This is a genomic window from Nonomuraea jabiensis, assembly GCF_014204795.1.
GTDB lineage: Bacteria > Actinomycetota > Actinomycetes > Streptosporangiales > Streptosporangiaceae > Nonomuraea > Nonomuraea jabiensis.
The window spans coordinates 1517359-1537161 of sequence record NZ_JACHMB010000001.1; the positions used below are offsets into that span (position 1 = coordinate 1517359).

16 protein-coding genes and 2 tRNA genes are annotated in these 19803 nt (G+C 69.2%); 7 read left to right on the top strand and 11 right to left on the bottom strand.

Going from position 1 to position 19803, the window contains the following annotated elements; translation table 11 throughout:
- Nucleotides 1-115: 115 nt before the first annotated feature.
- Both HD596_RS06445 and HD596_RS06450 read left to right on the top strand, forming a co-directional pair.
- Nucleotides 116-514: a hypothetical protein gene (locus HD596_RS06445; protein WP_185068391.1), complete on the top strand. Its 399-nt coding sequence runs from the start codon at nt 116-118 to the stop codon at nt 512-514.
- A 121-nt stretch (nt 515-635) separates the two neighbouring features.
- Nucleotides 636-809 carry a hypothetical protein gene (locus tag HD596_RS06450; RefSeq protein WP_246554170.1) on the top strand — a complete coding sequence of 58 codons (174 nt, stop codon included), beginning with the start codon at nt 636-638 and terminating at the stop codon, nt 807-809.
- Here the strand turns inward: HD596_RS06450 and HD596_RS06455 are convergent.
- From HD596_RS06455 to HD596_RS06495, 9 genes are all read right to left on the bottom strand, one after another.
- Nucleotides 776-1459, bottom strand: coding sequence for a response regulator (locus tag HD596_RS06455; protein WP_185068393.1), 684 nt, complete (start codon nt 1457-1459; stop codon nt 776-778). The genes HD596_RS06450 and HD596_RS06455 overlap by 34 nt on opposite strands.
- A complete protein-coding gene (locus HD596_RS06460; protein ID WP_185068394.1) occupies nt 1456-3951 on the bottom strand; it encodes a sensor histidine kinase in 2496 nt (831 codons plus the stop codon). The genes HD596_RS06455 and HD596_RS06460 overlap by 4 nt, the downstream gene beginning before the upstream one ends.
- Before the next feature lie 9 nt (nt 3952-3960).
- A complete protein-coding gene (locus HD596_RS06465) occupies nt 3961-4428 on the bottom strand; it encodes a group II truncated hemoglobin (protein ID WP_185068395.1) in 468 nt (155 codons plus the stop codon).
- Between the two features lie 100 nt (nt 4429-4528).
- Nucleotides 4529-4602 (bottom strand) — tRNA-Met (locus tag HD596_RS06470).
- Between the two features lie 205 nt (nt 4603-4807).
- Nucleotides 4808-4884: transfer RNA gene (locus tag HD596_RS06475), tRNA-Met, on the bottom strand.
- A gap of 58 nt (nt 4885-4942) precedes the next feature.
- Nucleotides 4943-7891 (bottom strand): UPF0182 family protein, encoded by a 2949-nt coding sequence (locus HD596_RS06480; protein WP_185068396.1) that lies wholly within the window; start codon nt 7889-7891, stop codon nt 4943-4945.
- Nucleotides 7892-8020: 129 nt separating this feature from the next.
- Nucleotides 8021-9067, bottom strand: coding sequence for a YlbL family protein (locus tag HD596_RS06485; protein ID WP_185068397.1), 1047 nt, complete (start codon nt 9065-9067; stop codon nt 8021-8023).
- A gap of 10 nt (nt 9068-9077) precedes the next feature.
- Nucleotides 9078-9503 carry a molybdenum cofactor biosynthesis protein MoaE gene (locus tag HD596_RS06490; RefSeq protein WP_185068398.1) on the bottom strand — a complete coding sequence of 142 codons (426 nt, stop codon included), beginning with the start codon at nt 9501-9503 and terminating at the stop codon, nt 9078-9080.
- Between the two features lie 86 nt (nt 9504-9589).
- Nucleotides 9590-10663 carry an NAD-dependent epimerase/dehydratase family protein gene (locus tag HD596_RS06495; RefSeq protein ID WP_185078317.1) on the bottom strand — a complete coding sequence of 358 codons (1074 nt, stop codon included), beginning with the start codon at nt 10661-10663 and terminating at the stop codon, nt 9590-9592.
- Nucleotides 10664-10742: 79 nt separating this feature from the next.
- Between HD596_RS06495 and HD596_RS06500 the strand changes: the two genes are divergently transcribed.
- From HD596_RS06500 to HD596_RS06510, 3 genes are read left to right on the top strand one after another with little or no spacing between them, the layout of a single operon-like run.
- Nucleotides 10743-12008 carry a zinc-dependent metalloprotease gene (locus tag HD596_RS06500; RefSeq protein WP_376775824.1) on the top strand — a complete coding sequence of 422 codons (1266 nt, stop codon included), beginning with the start codon at nt 10743-10745 and terminating at the stop codon, nt 12006-12008.
- Nucleotides 12005-12565, top strand: coding sequence for an NUDIX hydrolase (locus tag HD596_RS06505; RefSeq protein WP_185068399.1), 561 nt, complete (start codon nt 12005-12007; stop codon nt 12563-12565). Before HD596_RS06500 ends, HD596_RS06505 begins: the two co-directional genes overlap by 4 nt.
- A 32-nt stretch (nt 12566-12597) precedes the next feature.
- The gene (locus tag HD596_RS06510; protein WP_185068400.1) at nt 12598-13584 is read left to right on the top strand and encodes an endonuclease/exonuclease/phosphatase family protein; all 987 of its coding nucleotides are present in this window, start codon (nt 12598-12600) and stop codon (nt 13582-13584) included.
- On the opposite strand, the gene HD596_RS06515 is transcribed toward HD596_RS06510, so the two are convergent.
- Both HD596_RS06515 and HD596_RS06520 read right to left on the bottom strand, forming a co-directional pair.
- Nucleotides 13571-14155 (bottom strand): glycosyltransferase family protein, encoded by a 585-nt coding sequence (locus HD596_RS06515; RefSeq protein ID WP_185068401.1) that lies wholly within the window; start codon nt 14153-14155, stop codon nt 13571-13573. The two genes, HD596_RS06510 and HD596_RS06515, sit on opposite strands and share 14 nt — an antisense overlap.
- Nucleotides 14152-14667 (bottom strand): M48 metallopeptidase family protein, encoded by a 516-nt coding sequence (locus tag HD596_RS06520; protein ID WP_313042994.1) that lies wholly within the window; start codon nt 14665-14667, stop codon nt 14152-14154. The genes HD596_RS06515 and HD596_RS06520 overlap by 4 nt, the downstream gene beginning before the upstream one ends.
- A gap of 720 nt (nt 14668-15387) precedes the next feature.
- Between HD596_RS06520 and HD596_RS06525 the strand changes: the two genes are divergently transcribed.
- Together HD596_RS06525 and HD596_RS06530 are read left to right on the top strand one after the other, a co-directional pair.
- Complete coding sequence (locus tag HD596_RS06525) at nt 15388-17124, top strand: hypothetical protein (protein ID WP_185068402.1); 1737 nt, start codon at nt 15388-15390, stop codon at nt 17122-17124.
- A 56-nt stretch (nt 17125-17180) separates the two neighbouring features.
- The gene (locus HD596_RS06530; RefSeq protein ID WP_221519210.1) at nt 17181-18521 is read left to right on the top strand and encodes an ABC1 kinase family protein; all 1341 of its coding nucleotides are present in this window, start codon (nt 17181-17183) and stop codon (nt 18519-18521) included.
- The last annotated feature ends 1282 nt before the right edge of the window (nt 18522-19803 follow it).

Sequence of the window (19803 nt, forward strand, 5' to 3'; positions counted from 1 at the left end):
CTCACCAAGGACACCCAGGTCGGCGCCCCGGCCGTCAAGCCGACGGCAAGTCGTCCGCAACCGGTGCCAGGTACGAAGTACCTACGAGCAGACTGCGCTCTCGGAGGTGCCCGCTATGACCCGCTCGGAGTTCGACGACATCCGTGCCTTCCTCGCCGACGAGGCGACCCATGCCGGAGACCTGCTGAGAATCGCCAGGACCCTGATCGACGACCTCGAACACGCCCGCATGCGCGAGGCCGTACTCCGTACCCACTACCTGCGTCTGCTCACGGCGGCGCGGGCGACGGTGGCGGCCGACATCGCCGGCGCCCCCGACCCCATGGCGTTCCTCAAGCACGAGCTGTCCGAGCGCGGCCAGATGCCGGAGGACGGCGAGGCCGTGCAGCGCATCCTGGCAGACGCCCGTACGGCGGCCCTGCTGCTCGCCTGCCTGGAGGAGTCCGTCCCCCAACGTCCGCGCGGATTGCGTTTGCGCCGGTGCGTCGGCATGACGCGGACCCTGCCGCATTAACCGCTGACCCGATGAGCACTCGGCCCATACCCGGCCTTGGCTGACCGACTGTAAGACTTCGCATATGTGGCAGCGCGGGATGAACTGGGCGGCAGTCGCACTAGTCGGGATATTTGGCCTGATGTGGGTCGGCGTCGTGATCTATGCCGATCAGGGCTCTTCCCTCTGGATGCGGGTCGTGCAGGTGGCCTTCGGGATCCTGCTCCTGGGCTGGGCCGTGCAGCGAGCGGTCGCGATGCTCGTCAAGCCGGCAGGCCACTGCTACTCGGAGGAAGCCGACGGCTGGAACCGGTAGCCCATCCCCGACTCGGTCAGCAGGTGCACCGGGCGGGCGGGATCCCGTTCGAGCTTACGCCGGAGCTGGGCCATGTACTGGCGCAGGTAGTGCGTCTCCTTGAGGTAGGAGTCTCCCCAGACCTCCCGCAGCAGCTGGCGCTGGCTGATCAGCTTGCCCGGGTTACGCAGCAGGATCTCCAGGAAGTGCCACTCCGTGGGCGTCAGCCGTACCCCTCCCGAGATCGTCTTGCTGGAGAGGTCGATCACGTGGTCGCCCAGCCGCACCGTGGCGGCCTCCTCCTCGTGCTGGCCCGTGCGGCGGGTCACCGCGCGGACGCGGGCGAGCAGCTCGTCGATGCTGAACGGCTTCGTCACGTAGTCGTCGGCGCCCGCGTCGAGCGCGTCCACCTTGTCGGTGCTGTCCGCGCGCCCGGAGAGGACGATGATCGGTACGGCGGTCCAGCCGCGCAGGCCCTCGATGACCTCCACGCCGTCCAGATCGGGCAGTCCGAGATCGAGGATGACCAGGTCGGGATGCCATTCGGCGGCCTGGCGCAGCGCCGAGCCGCCGTCGGGCGCGACCGCCACCTCGTACTGCCGGGCGGCCAGGTTGACGCGCAGCGCACGCAGGATCTGCGGCTCGTCGTCCACCACCAGCACGCGGGTCACGGGTGTCTCCGCAGCGAGACGGTCATGGTCAGGCCCCCTCCGGGCGTGTCCTCCAGCACGAGCGTGCCGCCCATCGCCTCGGTGAGGCCGCGCGAGAGCGCCAGGCCGAGCCCCACACCCGTGTGGTTGCCGCGGTCGCCGAGCCGCTGGAACGGCATGAACACCCTTTCATGCGCTTCCGGCGGAATGCCGGGGCCCCGGTCGATGATGCGGATCTCCACGTTGTCGCCGTGCCAGCTGGCGTTGACGAGCACGGGCTCGCCGTCGGGGCTGTAGCGGACGGCGTTCGACATGAGGTTGACCAGCACGCGCTCCAGCAGGGCGGGGTCGGCCATGATCTCGGGGACGATGGGCGGCAGGTCGCTGCGGATCTGATCGCGTAGCGGTCCGAGGTCGTCGATGGCGTGCGGCAGCACGTCCTCGATCGCGACGGGCTCCAGGTTCACGCCGAGCACCCCGGCCTGGAGGCGGCTCATGTCGAGGAGGTTCGCGACGAGCCGGTCCAGCTTGATCAGCGACTCGTCGGCGGTGGCCAGCAGCTCGCCGCGGTCCTCCTCCGACCAGGTCACGTCGGTGCTGCGCAGGCTCTCGACCGCCGCCTTGGCCGAGGCGAGCGGCGTACGCAGGTCGTGGCTGACGGCGGCCAGCAGAGCGGTGCGCATCCTGTCGGCCGCGGCCAGCGGCTCGGCCTGCTCGGCCGCCTCGCGCAGCCGCTGCTCGCGCAGGGCGACCGCCGTCTCCGCCGCGAACGCCTCCAGCACCCGCCGGTCGCTCGCGTCCAGCAGCCGCCCCCGGGCGGCGAGCACGAGCCGTTCGTCGATCATGACGTCGGTGTCGGCCGTGCCCGGGCTCGTGCACGGCACGCCGCCCGAGGTGGCGACGATGTGCCAGTCGTCCGCACGCTCCAGCAGCGTCACCGAGCTGAACCCGAACGTCTCCCGCGTCCTGGCCAGCAGCGACGGCAGCGCCGCCTCGCCCCTCAGCACGTGACCCGCCAGCGTGGACAGCACCTCGGCGTCCGCCCGCGAGCGCGCCGCTTCCCTGCTGCGCCTGGCCGCCAGGTCGACGACCGTGCTGACCATGACCGCCACCAGCACGAAGGTGGTCAGCGCGAGCACGTTCTGCGGCTCGGCGATCGTCAGCGTGTGCAGCGGCGGCGTGAAGAACCAGTTGAGCAGCCCGAACCCGAGCACCGCCGCCGTCAACGCCGGCCACATGCCGCCCACCAGGGCCACCCCGACGACCAGCAGCAGGAAGAGCGGGATCTCGCTGGGCAGCGAGAGGCCCAGCGGCAGGAGCGCGGCCGTGAGCAGCGGCGATCCGAGCAGCGCCAGCGCCCAGCCGGACAGCCGCCGCCTGCGGGTCAGCGCGGCGCTCGACCGCGTCCGCCCGCGGCCCGTCCTGGTCTCCTCGTGCGTCACCAGGTGCACGTCGATCGGCCCGGACAGCGCCGTCGTCGTCACGCCCACGCCACGCGCGACGATCTGCGCCAGCCGTCCCCTTCGCGACGCACCCAGCACGAGCTGGGTGGCGTTCACGCCACGGGCGAACTCCAGCAGCGCGTGCGGGATGTCGTCGCCGACCACCTGGTGGTAGGACCCGCCGAGGGCCTCGACAAGGGCCCGCTGGTGCAGCAGGTTCGCGGGGTCGCCGGCGGTGGTGAGGCCGTCGGCGCTCGTGACGTGCACGGCCAGCAGATCGGCCCCCTTGCTCCTGGCCGCGATGCGCGCTGCCCGGCGGATGAGCGTGTCCCCTTCCGGGCCTCCGGTGAGGGCGACGACCACGCGCTCGCGGGCCTCCCAGGTGCCCGCTATGGCATGGTCGGCGCGGTATTGGTCGAGTTGCTCGTCCACCTTGTCCGCCAGCCAGATCAGGGCGAGCTCCCGCAAGGCGGTCAGGTTGCCGACACGGAAGTAGTTGGCCAGCGCGGCGTCGACGCGATCGGGCGGGTAGACGTTCCCGTGCGCCATCCGCCGGCGCAGCGCCTCGGGTGACATGTCGACGAGCTCGATCTGGTCGGCCCGCCGCACCACCTCGTCGGGCACGGTCTCCCGCTGCGACACGCCGGTGATCTGCTCGACCACGTCGTTCAGGGACTCGAGGTGCTGGATGTTGAGGGTGGAGACGACGTCGATGCCGGCGTCGAGCACTTCGTCGATGTCCTGCCAGCGCTTGACGTTGCGGGAGCCGGGGACGTTCGTGTGGGCTAGCTCGTCGATCAGCGCCACGGTGGGGGCGCGGGCGATGACGGCATCGACGTCCAGCTCGGTGAACGTCGCGCCGCGGTAGGTGATCGTCCGCCTCGGCAGGACCTCAAGCCCGTCGAGCAGGTGGGCCGTCCTGGCGCGGCCGTGGGTCTCGACGAACCCCACGACCACGTCCTTGCCACGTTCGCGGGCGCGGTGCGCCTCGCTCAGCATGTCGTACGTCTTGCCCACGCCGGGCGCCGCACCCAGATGAACGCGCAGCCTCCCGCGGGACGTACTCCCCATTCCTCCAGGTTACGGCTGGTACGGCGGCGCGACCCCCCAACCCCAGTGGGGCACGGGGGCCTCGAGCGGAGGCGTGGCGTCCGGCTGGGAGTTGTGCCTGGCCAGCCGGGTGCCCCATTCGACGTAGCCGGCGAACGCCGCCCTGAACTCGGGGTCGTCAGGGAGCCCCACCTCGTCGGCGGCGTCCATGAGGAGATTCACCCACCTGCGGCGCTGGGGCTCGGTGATGGCCTTGCCGAGGTGGTGGCGGAGCATGTTCGGGTAGCCGCCGCGCTCCTGGGTGTACCGGTCGGGGCCGCCGAAGACCTCGCTGAGCCACATCGCCACGTATTTGGGGTGGTCGGGGTCCATGTGCGCGAACAGCGGGCCGATCAGGTCGTCCTTGACGACCGTGCGGTAGAAGGCTTCGGTCAGCCGCTCGAACGCCTCGGTGCCGCCGGCCCAGTCGTACAGCGTGGGTACTGGTTCTTCAGTCATGTAATGATGTAATCAGTCGCTGGCCAGGGGCGGCAAGATCCGGAAACGACAGAGTCCCTGGCCTCCGGATCTCTCCGGTGACCAGGGACTCTGGGTTTTGTAGCGGGGACAGGATTTGAACCTGCGACCTCTGGGTTATGAGCCCAGCGAGCTACCGAACTGCTCCACCCCGCGTCGGTGTGTATGAGATAACTATACAGGGCCCGCGACAGTGCTTTGACCACACCGGCCGGGACCACCCGCCGTCAACGGTGATGGCCCCTCGCGGACGTCGGCGGCACAGCTCACGCACCCGCCCGCCCGCGACCGTCCGCTGGCGGGACCATCGCCCGGGATAGCAAAAGCCCGGACTCCGTGGAAGGAATCCGGGCTTCTGGATTGGTAGCGGGGGCAGGATTTGAACCTGCGACCTCTGGGTTATGAGCCCAGCGAGCTACCGAACTGCTCCACCCCGCGTCGCCTTGTTGCTTTTCAAGCGTAGTGGGCGGCGAGGGGTGGACGCAAACTGATTGAGCTAGGACGTGCCCGCCGCTTGCGATCCCGTAGGCGATGGCGAGCCGGAAGGCGTGACCGAGGGCGAGACCGATGGGGTCGCCGACGGCGTGGCGGACGGGGTGGCCGAGGGGGTCGCCGAGGGCTTGGGCTGCTGGGCGTTGGCCCCCTCCAGCGCCTTCAGCGCCTCCTCCAGCCTCTTCTGCGCCTCGCCATAGGCGTCCCAGTTGGGCGGACTGGACTGCAGGGCCTTCTGCGCGTCCTCGTACGCCTTCTTGGCGTTGGCGATCGCCGAGTTGATCGCCGTGTTGGCCTGGTTGGGGACGTTCTGCTCCGTGGGGGTGTTCGGCTGCTGTTGCTGGCCGCCGAAGACCTCCGCGAGCGCCTTCTCCAGGTCAGGCCCGACGCCGATCTTGTTGCCGTACGACACCAGGACCCGCTGCAGGATCGGGTACGGCTCCTGGCCCCCACCCGCGGCCACCTGGACGTATACGGGCTCGACGTAGAGCAGGCCGCCCGCGTACGGCAGCGTCAGCAGGTTGCCGTACCGCAGCGACGAGCTACCCACGCCCATGACGTTGAGCTGACCGGCCAGGCGGCTCTGGAAGGCGTTCTGCACCTGCCCTGGGCCCGGGATGGGCGTGTTGGACGGCATGCGCAGGATGCGCAGCCGGCCGTAGCCGGAGCCGGCCGACGAGTCGACCGCCATGAACGCCGACAGGTTGGCGCTCCCCTGCCGCGGCACGAACGTCGTCGTCAGCGAGAACGTCGGCGTGCCGCCCGGCATCGTGGTGGTCAGGTAGTAGGGCGGCTGCTTGATGTTCTTGTCGTTCTGCGTGGGGTCGCCCGGGACGTTCCAGAAGTCCTGGCCGTTGTAGAAGGCGGCCGGGTTGGTGATGTGGTAGCGCGACAGCGTGTAGCGCTGCACCTTGAACAGGTCTTCGGGGTAGCGGACGTGGTTGCGCAGGTCGGCGCTCATCTCCGAGGCCGGGCGGATGACCCCCGGGAACGCCTTGCTCCAGGTCTTGAGCAGCGGGTCGTTGGTGTCCCAGCCGTAGAGCGTGACCGTGCCGTCGTAGGCGTCGACCGTGGCCTTGACGGAGTTGCGGATGTAGTTGATCTTGTCGCTCGGCTGCTGGGCGATCACGCGGCGGTCGGTGGACGCGTCGCGCGTCATGTCGCCGAGGCTCTCGCTCTGCGAGTACGGGTAGTCGTTGGACGTCGTGTAGCCGTCGAGGATCCAGGTGATGCGCCCGTCGACGATCGCCGGGTAGGGGTTGCCGTCGAGCGTGAGGAAGGGCGCGACCTTCTGGACCCGGTCGCGCGGGTTGCGCACGTACAGGATCTGGGAGCCGCTGTTGATGTCGCCCGACAGCAGGATGTTCGCCTCGCCGTACTTGGCGGCGTAGACGAGCCTGTTGAGGAACGAGCCGACGCGGACGCCGCCCTTGCCGTCGTAGATGTTGTCCGCCTGGCCCGTGCCGCCCGTCTGCGGGTAGTCGAGCTCCTTCGTCTTCGGGTTGCCGCCCGCGATGATGTACTCCTCGGCGGCCGGCTCCTCGCCGAAGTAGATGCGCGACTGGCGCAGCCCGGTGGTGGTCGCCAGGGGGCCGGTGACCGGCATGTCCTTGGCGTCGTAGTTGGGCAGGCCGCCGCCGTCGACCTGGTTGCCCGGCGCGGCGACGAAGCCGTAGCCGTGGGTGTAGACCAGGGCCCGGTTGATCCAGTTGTTCTGGCCCTCGGGCGGGCCGGTCATCTCCCGCACGCCGACGACGTGGTCGACCAGCTTGCCGGTGCTGTCGGGGTAGCGGTCGACGTCGAGCGTGTCGCCGAAGTTGTAGAAACCGCGGATGCGCTGCGTCTGCTCGTACGTCGAGGACAGCAGCGCCGGGTCGAGCAGCCGCACGCCGGAGACGGAGGCGTCGCCTTCCTTCTGGACCTTGGACGGGTCGGACTCGGCGTTGTAGTTTTCGACCTCGGTCTTGTCGATGTTGTACGCCTCGCGCGTGGCGTTGATGTTGCGCTGGATGTAGGCCGTCTCCTTGCCCTGCTGGTTGGGCTTGACCTGGAACTGCTCGACCAGCGCCGGGTAGACGCCGCCGATCAGGATGGCCGAGAGCACGAGCAGGCCGGCCGAGACGCCGGGGAGCATGCCGCCGGGCCGGAAGATGCCGGCGAAGAACAGGGCGGCGCAGATCAGCGCGATGATCGCGAGGATGGTCTTGGCCGGCAGGACGGCGTTGACGTCGGTGTAGGAGGCGCCGTGGACGAACCCGCGGTCGGAGAAGACCAGGCCGTAGCGGTCGTAGAAGTAGGCGACGGCCTTCAGCAGGACGAAGACGCCGAGCAGCACCGAAAGGTGGATGCGGGCCGCCCTGGAGGCGTGCACGCCCGGGGACTGCAGCCGGAACCCGCCGTACAGGTAGTGCGTGATCGCCGCCAGCACGATCGAGATGATCACGGCGGTGAACAGGAAGTTCAGCACCATCCGGATGAACGGGTAGTCGAACATGTAGAACGAGATGTCCACCTTGAACAGCTCGTCCTGCTTGCCGAACGACTCGCCGTTGATGAACTTCAGCCACGTCTCCCACTGGCCGGCGAACGAGGAGCCGGAGAAGAGGGCGAGCAGGCCCATGCCGACGATGAAGATCAGCTTGCGGTGGGGGTCGAGCGCCATGCGGTAGCGGTCGGCGCCGCTGCCCCCGCCGAACATCGCCGGCCCGAACATCGGCCGCGTCCGGAAGGCCAGCAGCATGTTGCCGCCCACGATGCCGACCATCAGCAGCGCCCCGACCAGGAACAGCACGATCTCGGTCAGCAGGACGCCGGAGAAGATGGACGTGTAGTTGGCCGCGTCAAACCATAGATAGTCGGTGTAAATACCGGAAAATAGGAAAAAGAGCGCCACGATCGCCACCAGAGCGATCGCCACAGGCAGAAGCAGTCTCGGACGGCGGGGCAAGCGCATCGCCCTACCGGCTCCTGGGGTCCGGAAGCTCAAGGCCAACCCCTCGTCGTGATGAAGAAACGGTCCGTGTCTGGCAACTTACACCGCTGTGCCAGCCCTACGGCTAACGCACGGCGAGCTCCAGAAGTTTCATCCGGCCTCGCACGCGGGCACGTTTCCCTTGCCCGTGCGCAGCGCGTCGAGCGCCAGCACCGCGTCATGCAGCGTGTCGGCCCTGACCAGCCGGAGCCCGTCGGGCACGGCTTGCATGGCCTCGGCGCAGTTGTCGGCGGGCGTCAGGAAGACCGTCGCGCCGGAGTCTTTCGCGCCCACCATCTTCTGGGCGATGCCCCCGATCGCGCCGACCTCGCCCGTCGGCTGGATCGTGCCGGTGCCGGCGATCCGCTTGCCGCCGGTGATCTCACCGGGCGTCAGCTTGTCGACTATGCCGAGCGAGAACATCAGCCCCGCGCTCGGCCCGCCGACGTCGCCGACGTTGATGTCGACGTCGAACGGGAACTTGTACTTGGCCTGCATGACCACGCCCACGAGGGTCTGCCCCTTGGGCCCGGCCACGGTGGGCACGGTGACGTCGAGCTTCTGGCCTCCCCTGGTGACGGAGAAGGTCACGTTGTCGCCCGGCTTGTGCGCCTTGACCGCGTCGCCCACCACGTCGACGTCCTTCGCGGGCTTGCCGTCCACCGAGTTGATCTCGTCGCCCTTCAGCAGCTTGCCGTCGGCGGGCCGGCCCTTCTCCGTGGAGACCACGGTCACGACCATGCTGAAGGGGATCTTGAGCTCGCTGAGGGCGGCGGCCCTGGCGGAGTCCTGGGAGTTGGTCATCTCGACCGTGTTCTCCTCCTCGACCTCCTTGGGGTCGCGGTTGGGAGCGAAGATGGTCTCCTGCGGGACCACCGCCACGGTCGGGTCGATCCAGCCGCGCAACGCCGTCAGCAGGTCGATCTGGGCGGCCGGGCCGCCTTGGTAGGCCACCGTGACCAGGCTCAGCGCGCCGCTGGTCGGGTAGGTCTCCCGCCCCTTGATCGAGATCACGGGCTTCTTGTCGACCTCGCCGATCGTGTTCTCGGTCGGGCCGGGGCTCAGCACGACGTACGGGACCGGACTGAACGCGCCCACCACGCCGAGCGCGAGCACCAGGAATCCCGCGAGCAGAAGGGTCAGGGCGCGTCGTGACATGTCGATGAGCTTATTCGCCGGCGCCGACCCATTCGGTCTCACCGTCGGCGAACACCTGGTGTTTCCAGATGGGGACGTTCGCCTTCAGGTCGTCGATCAGCCGTCGCGAAGCCTTGAACGCCTCGTCCCTGTGGGGTGCGGCCACCGCGACGATGACGGCCGCCTCGCCCAGCTCCAGGTCGCCCACGCGGTGGACGGCGGCCAGCGCCGTCACGGGGAAGTCGGCGGCCACCTTCTCGGCGACCTGCCGCAGCTCGGCCTCCGCCGAAGGGTGGGCCGAGTAGGAGAGCCTGGTCACCGGCTTTCCGTGGTCCTGCTCGCGCACGGTGCCCACGAAGACGGCGGTGCCACCGGCGGCATGGTCGCTCACTGCGGCCAGCACCTCGTCGGTGGAGAGCGGGGTATCACGAATGCCGAGCAACCGGATGACGTCCACGCAAAGAGCCTACCAACAAGAAATCCGCCCGCCGGACTGCCGAAACGCCGTCGTACCTGGTCAACGCCGGGTTGGCGGCGGATTTCTCAGCCGCGCCGCTTCTTGCGCACCTGGCGGACGATCGCGGCGGTGCCGATGACGGCCACGGTGGCGCCGGCCGCGGTGAGCGTGGCCTCCTTGACGGGCAGGCGCCGGCCGACCACGGTCGTCCTGTTCTCGCGCAGCTCAAGGAGCTGCGCGAACGCGGCCTCGTTCGTCCACGAGGGCTTCCAGCCCGCCTCGCGCAGCGCCGTGCAGTCGACGACCCACGGGTAGACGACGTAGTGCAGGTCGGTCGCCGGGGCCGGGGTGATGCCGAGCCGGTGGAGGCGCTGGGCCGTGCTGAACGTCAGCCCCGCGGGCAACTCGAACCTGCGGATGCTCGACAGCTCCTCGACCTGCTCCTGATCCATCCATCCGTCGGAGCCGACGGCGACCACGCCCGTGACGGCGCCGCGGGCGGCCAGCTCCAGCGCCGAGACCAGGTCGTCGATGTGGCAGAACTGCCAGCGCGGGTTGCAGCCCTTGACCGTCAGCAGTCTCGGCGACTCGAAGTGACGGGTGATGACGGTGTCCACTCCCGGGCCGACGACCGCGGCCGGGCGCAGCACGGTGACCTCCAGGCCGGGGTGGCTGCGCAGCGATCGGCGTACCAGGGACTCGATCTCCAGGTAGTCGCCCACGACGCCGGTGTCGGGCTCGGCCGCCACCGGGGCGTCCTCGGGCAGGGGCACCTCGTTGTCGGGCGCGGCGCCGTACACCATCGCGCTCGTGACCAGCACCACCCGCCGCACGCGCGCCGCCGCGCAGGCCGTCAGCACCGTCTGGGCGGCCCGCAGATTGTACGCGCGCCGCTCGGACGGGTCGGAGTCGACGGCGTAGTCACCGGCCAGATGGACCAGGACGTCGATGTCGGAGATCCGGTTCGCCAAGAGCGGATCCCGTACGTCGATCACTCTCCACGTGGCTTCCCGAACATCGCCGCGCTCTTCGTCAATGGCCACCACCCTGCGGAAATCCGCGGAGGATACGAGCCTCGCGAGCAGCTCTCGGCCTATGCCGGAGGCCGCTCCGGTGACGGCCACTACGGGTTGGCTCGGGCGTTTCGAGGTAGGCACCAGGTCCTCACTTTGCACTGATCCGCCGTAGGACGACTAACGTGGCGGATGTGGACTCCTCCATCCTGCACGAGGTAGAGCGGTGACTGACCTGCCAGGTCGCGAAAACGACCCTAACGAGAACCCGTTCGCCATGTTCGGCAACCCTGAGCAGATGGCTCAGGCGATGCGCCAGTTCGCCGACATGCTGTCGGCGCCTCAGGGCTCAGGCCCTGTCAACTGGGACATGGCGAAGAACATCGCCCGGCACGCCGTGGTCGCCCAGGGCGATCCGAGCGTCATGGAAGGCGAGCGCCGTCAGATCGTCGACGCGCTGAGCCTGGCCGACCTGTGGCTGAACGAGGCGACGACACTGCCGAGCGGCGTGTCCAACCCGCAGGCCTGGAGCCGGTCCGAGTGGATCGAGAACACCGTCCCGGTCTGGCGCAAGCTCTGCGAGCCGATCGCGGAGCGGATGGTCGAGACCATGGGCGGCGCGCTCGGCGGATCCGGGCTGCCTCCCGAGGCCCAGCAGATGGCCGGCCCGCTGCTCGGCATGCTCAAGCAGATGGGCGGCATGATGGTCGGCCAGCAGATCGGGCAGGCGCTCAGCTCGCTGGCCGGCGAGGTGGTCGGCACCACCGACATCGGCCTGCCGCTGTCCGACACGGCCGCGTTGCTGCCCGGGGGCATCGCCTCGTTCAGCGAGGGCCTGGAGATCCCGGCCGACGAGATCCGGCTCTATCTGGCGCTGCGCGAGGCCGCGCACCACCGGCTGTTCCAGCACGTCCCGTGGCTGCGCTCCCACCTGCTGGGCGCGGTCGAGGAGTACGCCAAGGGCATCACGGTCGACACCTCGGCGCTCGAGGAGCAGATCCGCGGCCTCGACATCAACAATCCCCAGGCGATCCAGGAGGCGCTGAGCGGGGGCAACCTGCTCAAGCCCGAGGAGACCGAGCGGCAGAAGGCCGCCCTGGCACGGCTGGAGACGATGCTCGCCCTGGTCGAGGGGTGGGTGGCGACCGTGGTCGACCAGGCTGCCGAGGGCAAGCTGCCCTCCGCCGTGGCGCTGGCGGAGACCGTACGCCGGCGGCGCGCGACCGGTGGGCCCGCGGAGCTGACGTTCGGCACGCTGGTGGGGCTGGAGCTGCGGCCCCGGCGGCTGCGTGAGGCGGCGACGCTGTGGCGCGCGCTGGAGAGCGAGCGCGGGCTCGAGGGGCGCGACGCGCTGTGGGGCCACCCCGATCTCATGCCGACGGCCGACGACCTCGACGATCCCGACGCGTTCGTACGCGGCGAGACGGCCTGGGACATCTCCCAGCTGGAGGCCAAGCCGGACGACGAGGGCGACAAGGGCGACGAGAGTTGAGCCTGCACGGCGACGCGGTGGCGGTGCTGTCCGCGTGGAGCGCGCCCACGCCCGAGGAAGAGTCGTTGCGCCTGGAGTTCCTGGAGCATTTGCGTGCGCATGACGATGCGATGCTGCGGGGATGCGTACCGGGGCATCTGACGGCCACGACGGCAGTGCTGTCGCACGACGGCACGCAGGTGCTGCTCACGCTGCATCCGAAGGCCAAGAAGTGGCTGCCCATGGGTGGCCACTGCGAGATTTCCGACATGTCGCTCGCGGAGGTTGCTCTGCGGGAAGCATGGGAGGAGTCGGGAATTTCCGGGCTTGAGCTGCTGCCTGGGCCGCTCGCGGTCGACAGGCACGAGGTGTGGTGCCATCCCCCGCGCAGCTGGCATCTCGACGTCGAGTACGCGGCCGTCGCCCCGCCCGGCGCCGAGGCCGTGATCAGCGAGGAGTCGCTCGACCTGCGCTGGTTCCCCGTGGACGCGATCCCCGAGCTGTCCGACGAGGCGACGCGGCGGTTGGCCGCACGCGGACAGGCGGCGCTTAGCTCGGGCTCACGCGCGTTTGGCTAGAGTCTTTTGCGTCGTTCCAAATAGGGGGCTGCGTGGAGACTTCTGCCGTCGGCGGCACGATCGTGACACCCGGGCGCAAGCGCCGGAAGTTTCCCGCAACGGCCCTGACCTGGCTGGCCGTGACCCCGTTCGCGGCGTGGGCCGTGGTGCGGGTGGCCGGTCTGGAGCGGGGGTCGCTGCCCACGCAGATCATGACCGCCACCCCGTACGCGGCGGCCGGCTCGCTGGTCCCGCTCCTGATCGCCGCGGTCGGGCGTAAGCGGGCGGCGACCGCCGTCGCGCTGCTGGCCACGACCGCACTGGGCTTCAGCGTGCTGCCCCGGGCGCTCGGCAGGTCGGAGGCCGCCGCGGGCAGGCCGCTGAAGGTCATGACGATCAACATGCTGTTCGGCCGGGCCGACACGGCGACGATCATGAAGCTGGTGCACGAGTTCCAGCCCGACGTGCTGAGCACGCAGGAGCTGACCCCCGGGGCGGTCGCCGACCTCGACGAGGCCGGGCTCAAGGAGCTGATGCCGTACCGCGTGCTGCAGGACGAGTGGAGCGCCGGCGGGAGCGGGCTCTACTCCAGGCATCCGGTGGAGCCGCTGTGGGACCTGATGCCCCCGGTCGGGCACCAGATGCCCGCCGCGCTGATCTCGCTGCCCGGTGGGAAGCCGGTCGAGTTCATCGACGCGCATCCGTTCCCGCCGCTCGGACCCCAGGTCGTCGAGTGGAACGAGGCCATGGCGGCCTTTCCCTCCGCCTCCCCCGACCGGATCCGGATCATCGCGGGTGACTTCAACGCCTCGCTCGACCACGCCGCCCTGCGCGGGCTGCTGGCCCGCGGCTACAAGGACGCGGCCGACACCGTGGGGGCCGGGCTGATACCCACGTGGCCGGCGAACAAGCGGGTGCCGCCGATCATCACGATCGACCACGTGCTGGTGGACGAGCGGGTGGGCGTGAAGGAGGTCAGCGTGCGCGACGTGCCGAAGACCGACCACCGGGCGGTGCTGGCCGAGCTCACCGTGCCCTGATCAGCGCTCTGGTGCTCTCCCAGCCTTCCAGTCCGGGGTCGAGGCGTTCGACGTCTTCGGGGGTGCGCAGGCGGTGCCAGCCCGGGGTGGTGGCGACCCTGCGGGGGCCCGGGGCCTGGGCGCGCAGGGTGGTCACGATCCGCTCGTCGTCGAGGTCGGGGTCCGCCCAGGTGGGTGGGGGGAGCGCGCAGGCCATGGCCACGGCGCCGCCGTTCTCCGCCGGGCAGACGGTGATCTCGGCCCTGCCGAGCTCCCTGAACAGCTTGCCGACGAGGAGGGGCGGCAGGTCGGGCGCGTCCGCGCTGATCACAGCGACCTGGTCGGCCTTGAGGCGCTTCAGGATGATTTTTAGCGGTTCATCGTCTTTTATCGTGATTACTTCGGTGCCCGGCCAGACGATCTCCTCCAGCTCGGGAACGCTGGTGATCAGGACCGGGGTGACGAGCTCCAGCCCCGCGACCATCTCGTAGGTGTCCTCCGCCACTGCTTCGAGAAACTGTGCGGGATCCACGCCCGGGGGCGCCGCCTGTGCCATGCGCTGTCGTATCAGGACCGCGGCGATGCGCGTCAACACTCCTCCGGTGCCGTCTGGGCCGCGGCCGAGAATCCCTCCAGAAACCCGCGCGCGCGTTCGGCCTTGGGATACTGTTCTACCAGCGCCCAGAACTTGGTCCCGTGACTGGGCACCAGCAGATGCACCAGCTCGTGGATGATCACGTAGTTGATGACCCATTCAGGCAGGCCCTTGAGCCTGGTCGAGATCCTGATCGTGCCGTTCTCGGGAGTGCACGAGCCCCAGCGGTGCTGCTGGTTGTCGACCCAGCGCACGCTCGCCGGCTCCGCCTTGCCGTCGAGGAACTTGGCCGACAGTTCTCTGGCTCGCTCGAGCAGCGCCTCGTCGGTGGGCCTTCGTCGGCGTTCCTTCGCAGCCAGCCGATCCAGCATCCGGCTCACCCATTCATCTGCGTCTTCGCCACTCAGCCAGGCGGGCAGGAGCACGATCGTCTTGTCGCCGTCGCGGTAGGCGGAGACCGTACGCCGGCGACGAGAACTGCGACGAACCTCGACTGTCTCGGGGGGCACATATGCACGGTAGCCGACCCTGGCGAAATTCCACAGAGGGTGGACGTTGTTTCTGCTGGTCAGATGATTAAGAGCCGGTGAATTTGGGCACGCGGCGTTTCCCGATGGAGGGTGAGCGCCTGATCATGGGGGTGGAGGTCGTGGTCAGGGGGCGGACGGAAGATTCCCACCTCAGCACGGCCTCCAAGCCTTGATGGCGTTGGTTCTGGGGTAGTTTGCGGGGTCTTGTGGGGGATGGGAGCGTTCTAAATGATCTTCATTCCGGTCTCCCAAGCTTCCGACATTCGGTCATTTTTCGGGAAAGTTTGATTTACCAGACCTTTATCTACGGATCTTCCGCTGGGCCCTCCTTGACCACGCTCCGGTGGGACCCATGGGACCCCCGAGGCCACTCTTTCGTGCCCCAAGGTCACTCCCTCACCCCAACCACCTGCGCGGCACCATCCGGCGGTCGCTGCCCGAGCCCACCGTCCCGCCCCCTCCAAACGGCTCCCCCACAACCGCCCAGCCCATCCTTGGGCGGCCCTCCTGGGGCGGCCCTCCTTGGATGGGCTTCCTTGGATGGCCTTGCCCTTCATCAGCCGGATATGCGTACCCATCAGTGCTCTGACCTGCTTGCCTCCACAGGCCCCCTTCGAGACCCGTAGTTATCCACAGCCACCGCCGAACCCACTCGGGATCTTGCTCGGGCATGGAACCCTTCCCGCCATGAGGCCACGTGTGAAGCCCGCCCTCCGGCGCATCATCCGCGACAAGCACACTCTCCAGTACGGCGCGCACCCCCTCCGGGCCGTCATGTTGAGCGGCCTGACCGAAGCCGTCCGACAGTGGATAGAGGGCCTCGACGGCACCCGTGACCTGGAGTGCGTCCTGAAGGAAGCGGCCGCCGCCGGCCTGGACGAGATCCACGCCCGATCCCTGCTGGATGAGCTCGCCGCCCAAGGCGCTCTCCACGACGCCGCCACCAGCCCCGCACCGATCGCCGACCTCTCCTTGGCCGAACGGGACCGCCTGCGACCAGACCTCGACGCCCTCGACCTCGCCTCGACCGCCCCCGACGGCGCGATCGGCCTCATCGCCCGCCGCCGGGAGCGCCGGGTGCGCGTCTACGGGGCGGGCCGAGTGGGCGCCCAGGTGGTCGCCCTGCTCGCCGCCTCCGGAGTCGGCAACATCCGCATCCTCGACCCAGCCACGGCACGCCCGTGCGACATCACTCCTGGCGGCCTGACCTGGACGGAGGTGGGCCTCCCCCGTGAGGTCGGCGCCGCGACGATCGCCAGCCGCCTCACCTCAGGCGGCCACACCTCCACAGCGCAACGCAACCCGACCACCACGACGGGACGCAACCCCGCCGCCACCGCACCTCCCGTTCCCGTGCACACCACCCGAGCCACGCCAGGCAACCGCATCCCCCAAACCGAGAAAGACAACCCCATCGCACGCGCTCGTGAGGGCGCCCGCGCCGCTCCACCCCTGGAGGGGACGCAGCCCACCAGCTCAGCACCCTCCATTGGAACCATGGAAAGCGGGCAGCCCGCCGGCCCAGCAGCTTCCACCCGAACTACACAAAGCGGGCAGCCCACCAGGTCAGCGCCCTCCGCTCGGATCACGAAAGGCGAGCAGCCCACCAGCTCGGCACCTTCCACCCGAACCACACAAAGCGGGCGACCCGCCAGCTCAGCACCTTCCACCCGAACCACACAAAGCGGGCGACCCGCCAGCTCAGCACCCTCCGCTCGGACCACGAAAGGCGAGCAGCCCACCGGCTCGGCACCTTCCACCGGAACCACACAAAGCGGGCGACCCGCCAGCTCAGCACCCTCCGCTCGGGCCACGAAAGGCGCGAAGCCAGCCGGCTCGGCACGGACTGCAGCAGTCCCCGCGCAGGACGGGAGCCGTTGGGGTGGCCTGGAGGACGAGGCCGACGAGAGCGCGCGGCGGCGGCCGTCCGTCAACGCGATGGCCGGAGGCTCGTACCTCGGGGATCAGTCGGATCGCCCCGACCTCGTCATACTCACGCCCGTCGCCCCCCTCGACGGGGTGCTGGTCAACGAGTTGACCTCGCTCGGCATCCCGCACCTCCTGGGCTCGGCCTTCGAAGGGCACGGGACGGTGGGCCCGCTGGTCATCCCGGGGAAGACGGCGTGCCTGCACTGTCTGGACCTGACGCGGCGGGATCGCGACCCCATGTGGCCGATCGTCACCGCCCGGCTGGGCGGGTATCCGCCGGGCGAGACAGCCTGCGACGTCACCCTGACGGCGCTGGTCGCGGCGGCGGTGGCCGGTCATGCGCTTGCTTACCTTGATGGCGGAGAGTCGGCTGTGACCAACGGCACAATAGACGTAACCCCTGATTGGCGCTGGAAAAGACGGTCGTGGACCATGCATCCGCAATGTCGTTGTATGCGAAACAATCCATATTCGCTAAGAATGGTCATGTCTCCTAACCGCGACTGACGTGCTCAGAGGATGACCATGAAGGGGGGAAGCGGCATCTCGTCGAGGTTCCGCGCATGAGGGTGAGCGATCTTCCGCGCCGTGCTGTCACGCGTTCCGCCAAGCTGGCCACCCTTCCGCTCGGTTTCGCCGGCCGCGCCGCTCTGGGGCTGGGCAAGCGACTCGGCGGCAAGTCTGCCGAGGTCGTGGCTCAGGAGGTTCAGCAGCGTACCGCCGAGCAGATCTTCAAGGTGCTCGGCGAGCTCAAGGGCGGCGCGATGAAGCTCGGGCAGGCGCTGTCCATCTTCGAGGCCGCACTGCCGCAGGAGATCGTCGGTCCCTATCGAGCCACGCTGACCAAGCTTCAGGACGCCGCTCCCCCGCTGCCCGTGTCCACCGTTCACAAGGTGCTCACCGAGCAGTTGGGTGACGACTGGCGGGAAAACTTCCTGTCGTTCGACGACCAGCCGACGGCCGCGGCATCCATCGGCCAGGTGCACCGGGCCGTGTGGCACGACGGCAGGGAGGTGGCCGTCAAGATCCAGTACCCGGGGGCGGGCAAGGCTCTGCTCGGCGACTTCGCGCAGTTGGCGCGGCTGGGCAAGCTGTTCGGCGTGATGCTGCCCGGCCTCGACGTGAAGGCCGTGCTGGCGGAGCTGCGCGAACGGATCGCGGAGGAGCTCGACTACCTCCGGGAGGCCGAGGCCCAGCACGCCTTCGCGCTGGAGTTCAACGATGATCCCGACTTCCACGTCCCCGATGTGGTCGCGGCCAACGAGCTGGTGCTGGTCAGTGAGTGGATGGACGGCACCCCGCTGTCCCGCGTCATCACCGAGGGCACCAAGGAGCAGCGCGACCGGGCGGGCTTACTCTTCGTACGGTTCCTGTTCTGCTCCCCCGCGCGGGTCGGGATGCTCCACGCCGACCCACACCCGGGCAACTTCCGCATGCTGGCCAACGGCAAGCTCGGCGTCCTCGACTTCGGCGCGGTCAACCGCCTGCCCGGGGGCTATCCCAAGACGTTCGGGCAGCTGACGCGGATCTTCAACGAGGGCGACATGGAGACCGTCATAGCGGGCCTGCGCCGGGAAGGCTTCATCCGCAGCGACATCGAGATCGATCCGGACGCGCTGCGGGCCTTTCTCGCGCCGTATGTTGAGCCGACGGCGGTGGAGGAGTTTACGTTCAGCCGGGAGTGGCTGCAGGCCCAGGCCGCGAGCGTGACGGATCTGCGGCCCACCAACGTGGTCCGCCAGCTCAATCTGCCCACGTCGTACGTACTCATCCACCGGGTCCACGCGGCGGGCATCGGCGTCCTCTGCCAGCTGGGCACCACGGCGCGCTTCCGCGACGAGGTGATCCGCTGGGTCCCCGGCTTCGCCGACGATTCCAACGACGAGGCCCTTGCCCTCGGTTGATCGCCCAACCTTGCCTTGGGGACTGATCCGGCTGCCTGTTGGTGGGTTAGCCCCGCCCGATCGGGCTGCCTGCTGGTGGGGCAGCCCCCAGCCGATCCGGCGACCTGTTCGTGGGGCAGCCCCCAGCTCATCCGACGGGCCGTTGGCGGGCCAGCCCCCAGCCGATCCGGCGACCTGTTGGCGGGCCAGCTCCAGCTCATCCGACGGGCCGTTGGCGGGCCAGCCCCCAGCCGATCCGGCGACCTGTTGGCGGGCCAGCTCCAGCTCATCCGACGGGCCGTTGGCGGGCCAGCCCCCAGCCGATCCGGCGACCTGTTGGCGGGCCAGCTCCAGCTCATCCGACGGGCCGTTGGCGGGCCAGCCCCCAACTGATCGGGCGGTCTGTTGGTGGGCCGACTCCAGCTCATCCGACGGTCTGTTGACGGGGCAGCCTCCAGCTCATCCGGCGGACTGTTGGTGCGCCAGCCCTCAGCCGATCCGACGACCCGTTGGCGGGCAGCCCCAGTTCATCCGACGGTCCGTTGGCGGGGCAGCCCCCAGCCGATCCGGCGGTCTGTTGGTGGGCCCGCTCCAGCTCCTCCGGCGGCCCGTTGGTGGGGCAGCCCCCAGCTGATCCGGCGGTCTGTTGGTGGGTCGCAGGGATTTTACTGAACGCCAGGTTAACTTCTGACTTCGCTGTGTAATGATACAAGTGCAAGCCGTTACCCACGCGAAAGGATCCACATGCGCCGATCCGCGCGCCTGGTCACCGTCTCCGCGGACCCACTCGCTCCCCCACCCCCCATGGCGCGGGTAGCACGAACGCGGTCAGGTCGGCATGAGCTCGCGCGCGGTTCGGCGTCATGGCGCCTGAGGTGAGTGCGGCGGAGCCCTGATGTCCGTGACCGATCCGGCTTCCCACACGGCCCCTACGGGTTCGTGACCCTCCGGCCGGTTCGGTCCGCCAGGCCCGTGCATGTGCCCGTGCCATGCTCGGTGATCCCACCGGCGCTGATGGTCAGCACACCCCCTCCAGGGTGCTGAGCCGGCGCCGGTGGGTGAGCACCGTGGCACGTCGTCCGGCAGCGCCGAGCCGTAGCCGGGGGCCGAGTTCAGGGCGCAGCTATCGGTAATGCCGAACCGTGGCCGGGAGCCGAGCGCTGGGATCTGGATACTCCACGGTGGTGGCCGACCGCAGCGCCGCGTGCCGTACTGCTTGCTTGAGGGTGAGCTTCAGTAGTTCGCGTAAGGCCGGGGCCCGTGCGCGGGCCGGCTCTACATTGCTTTCGCTCCTTCCATCAGC

Bases quoted from the DNA above. Each gene is read 5' to 3' on its own strand.
- HD596_RS06445 (WP_185068391.1), top strand. From the start codon at position 116: ATGACCCGCTCGGAGTTCGACGACATCCGTGCCTTCCTCGCCGACGAG.
- HD596_RS06450 (WP_246554170.1), top strand. From the start codon at position 636: ATGTGGGTCGGCGTCGTGATCTATGCCGATCAGGGCTCTTCCCTCTGG.
- HD596_RS06460 (WP_185068394.1), bottom strand. From the start codon at position 3,951: ATGGGGAGTACGTCCCGCGGGAGGCTGCGCGTTCATCTGGGTGCGGCG.
- HD596_RS06465 (WP_185068395.1), bottom strand. From the start codon at position 4,428: ATGACTGAAGAACCAGTACCCACGCTGTACGACTGGGCCGGCGGCACC.
- HD596_RS06480 (WP_185068396.1), bottom strand. From the start codon at position 7,891: ATGCGCTTGCCCCGCCGTCCGAGACTGCTTCTGCCTGTGGCGATCGCT.
- HD596_RS06485 (WP_185068397.1), bottom strand. From the start codon at position 9,067: ATGTCACGACGCGCCCTGACCCTTCTGCTCGCGGGATTCCTGGTGCTC.
- HD596_RS06530 (WP_221519210.1), top strand. From the start codon at position 17,181: ATGAGGGTGAGCGATCTTCCGCGCCGTGCTGTCACGCGTTCCGCCAAG.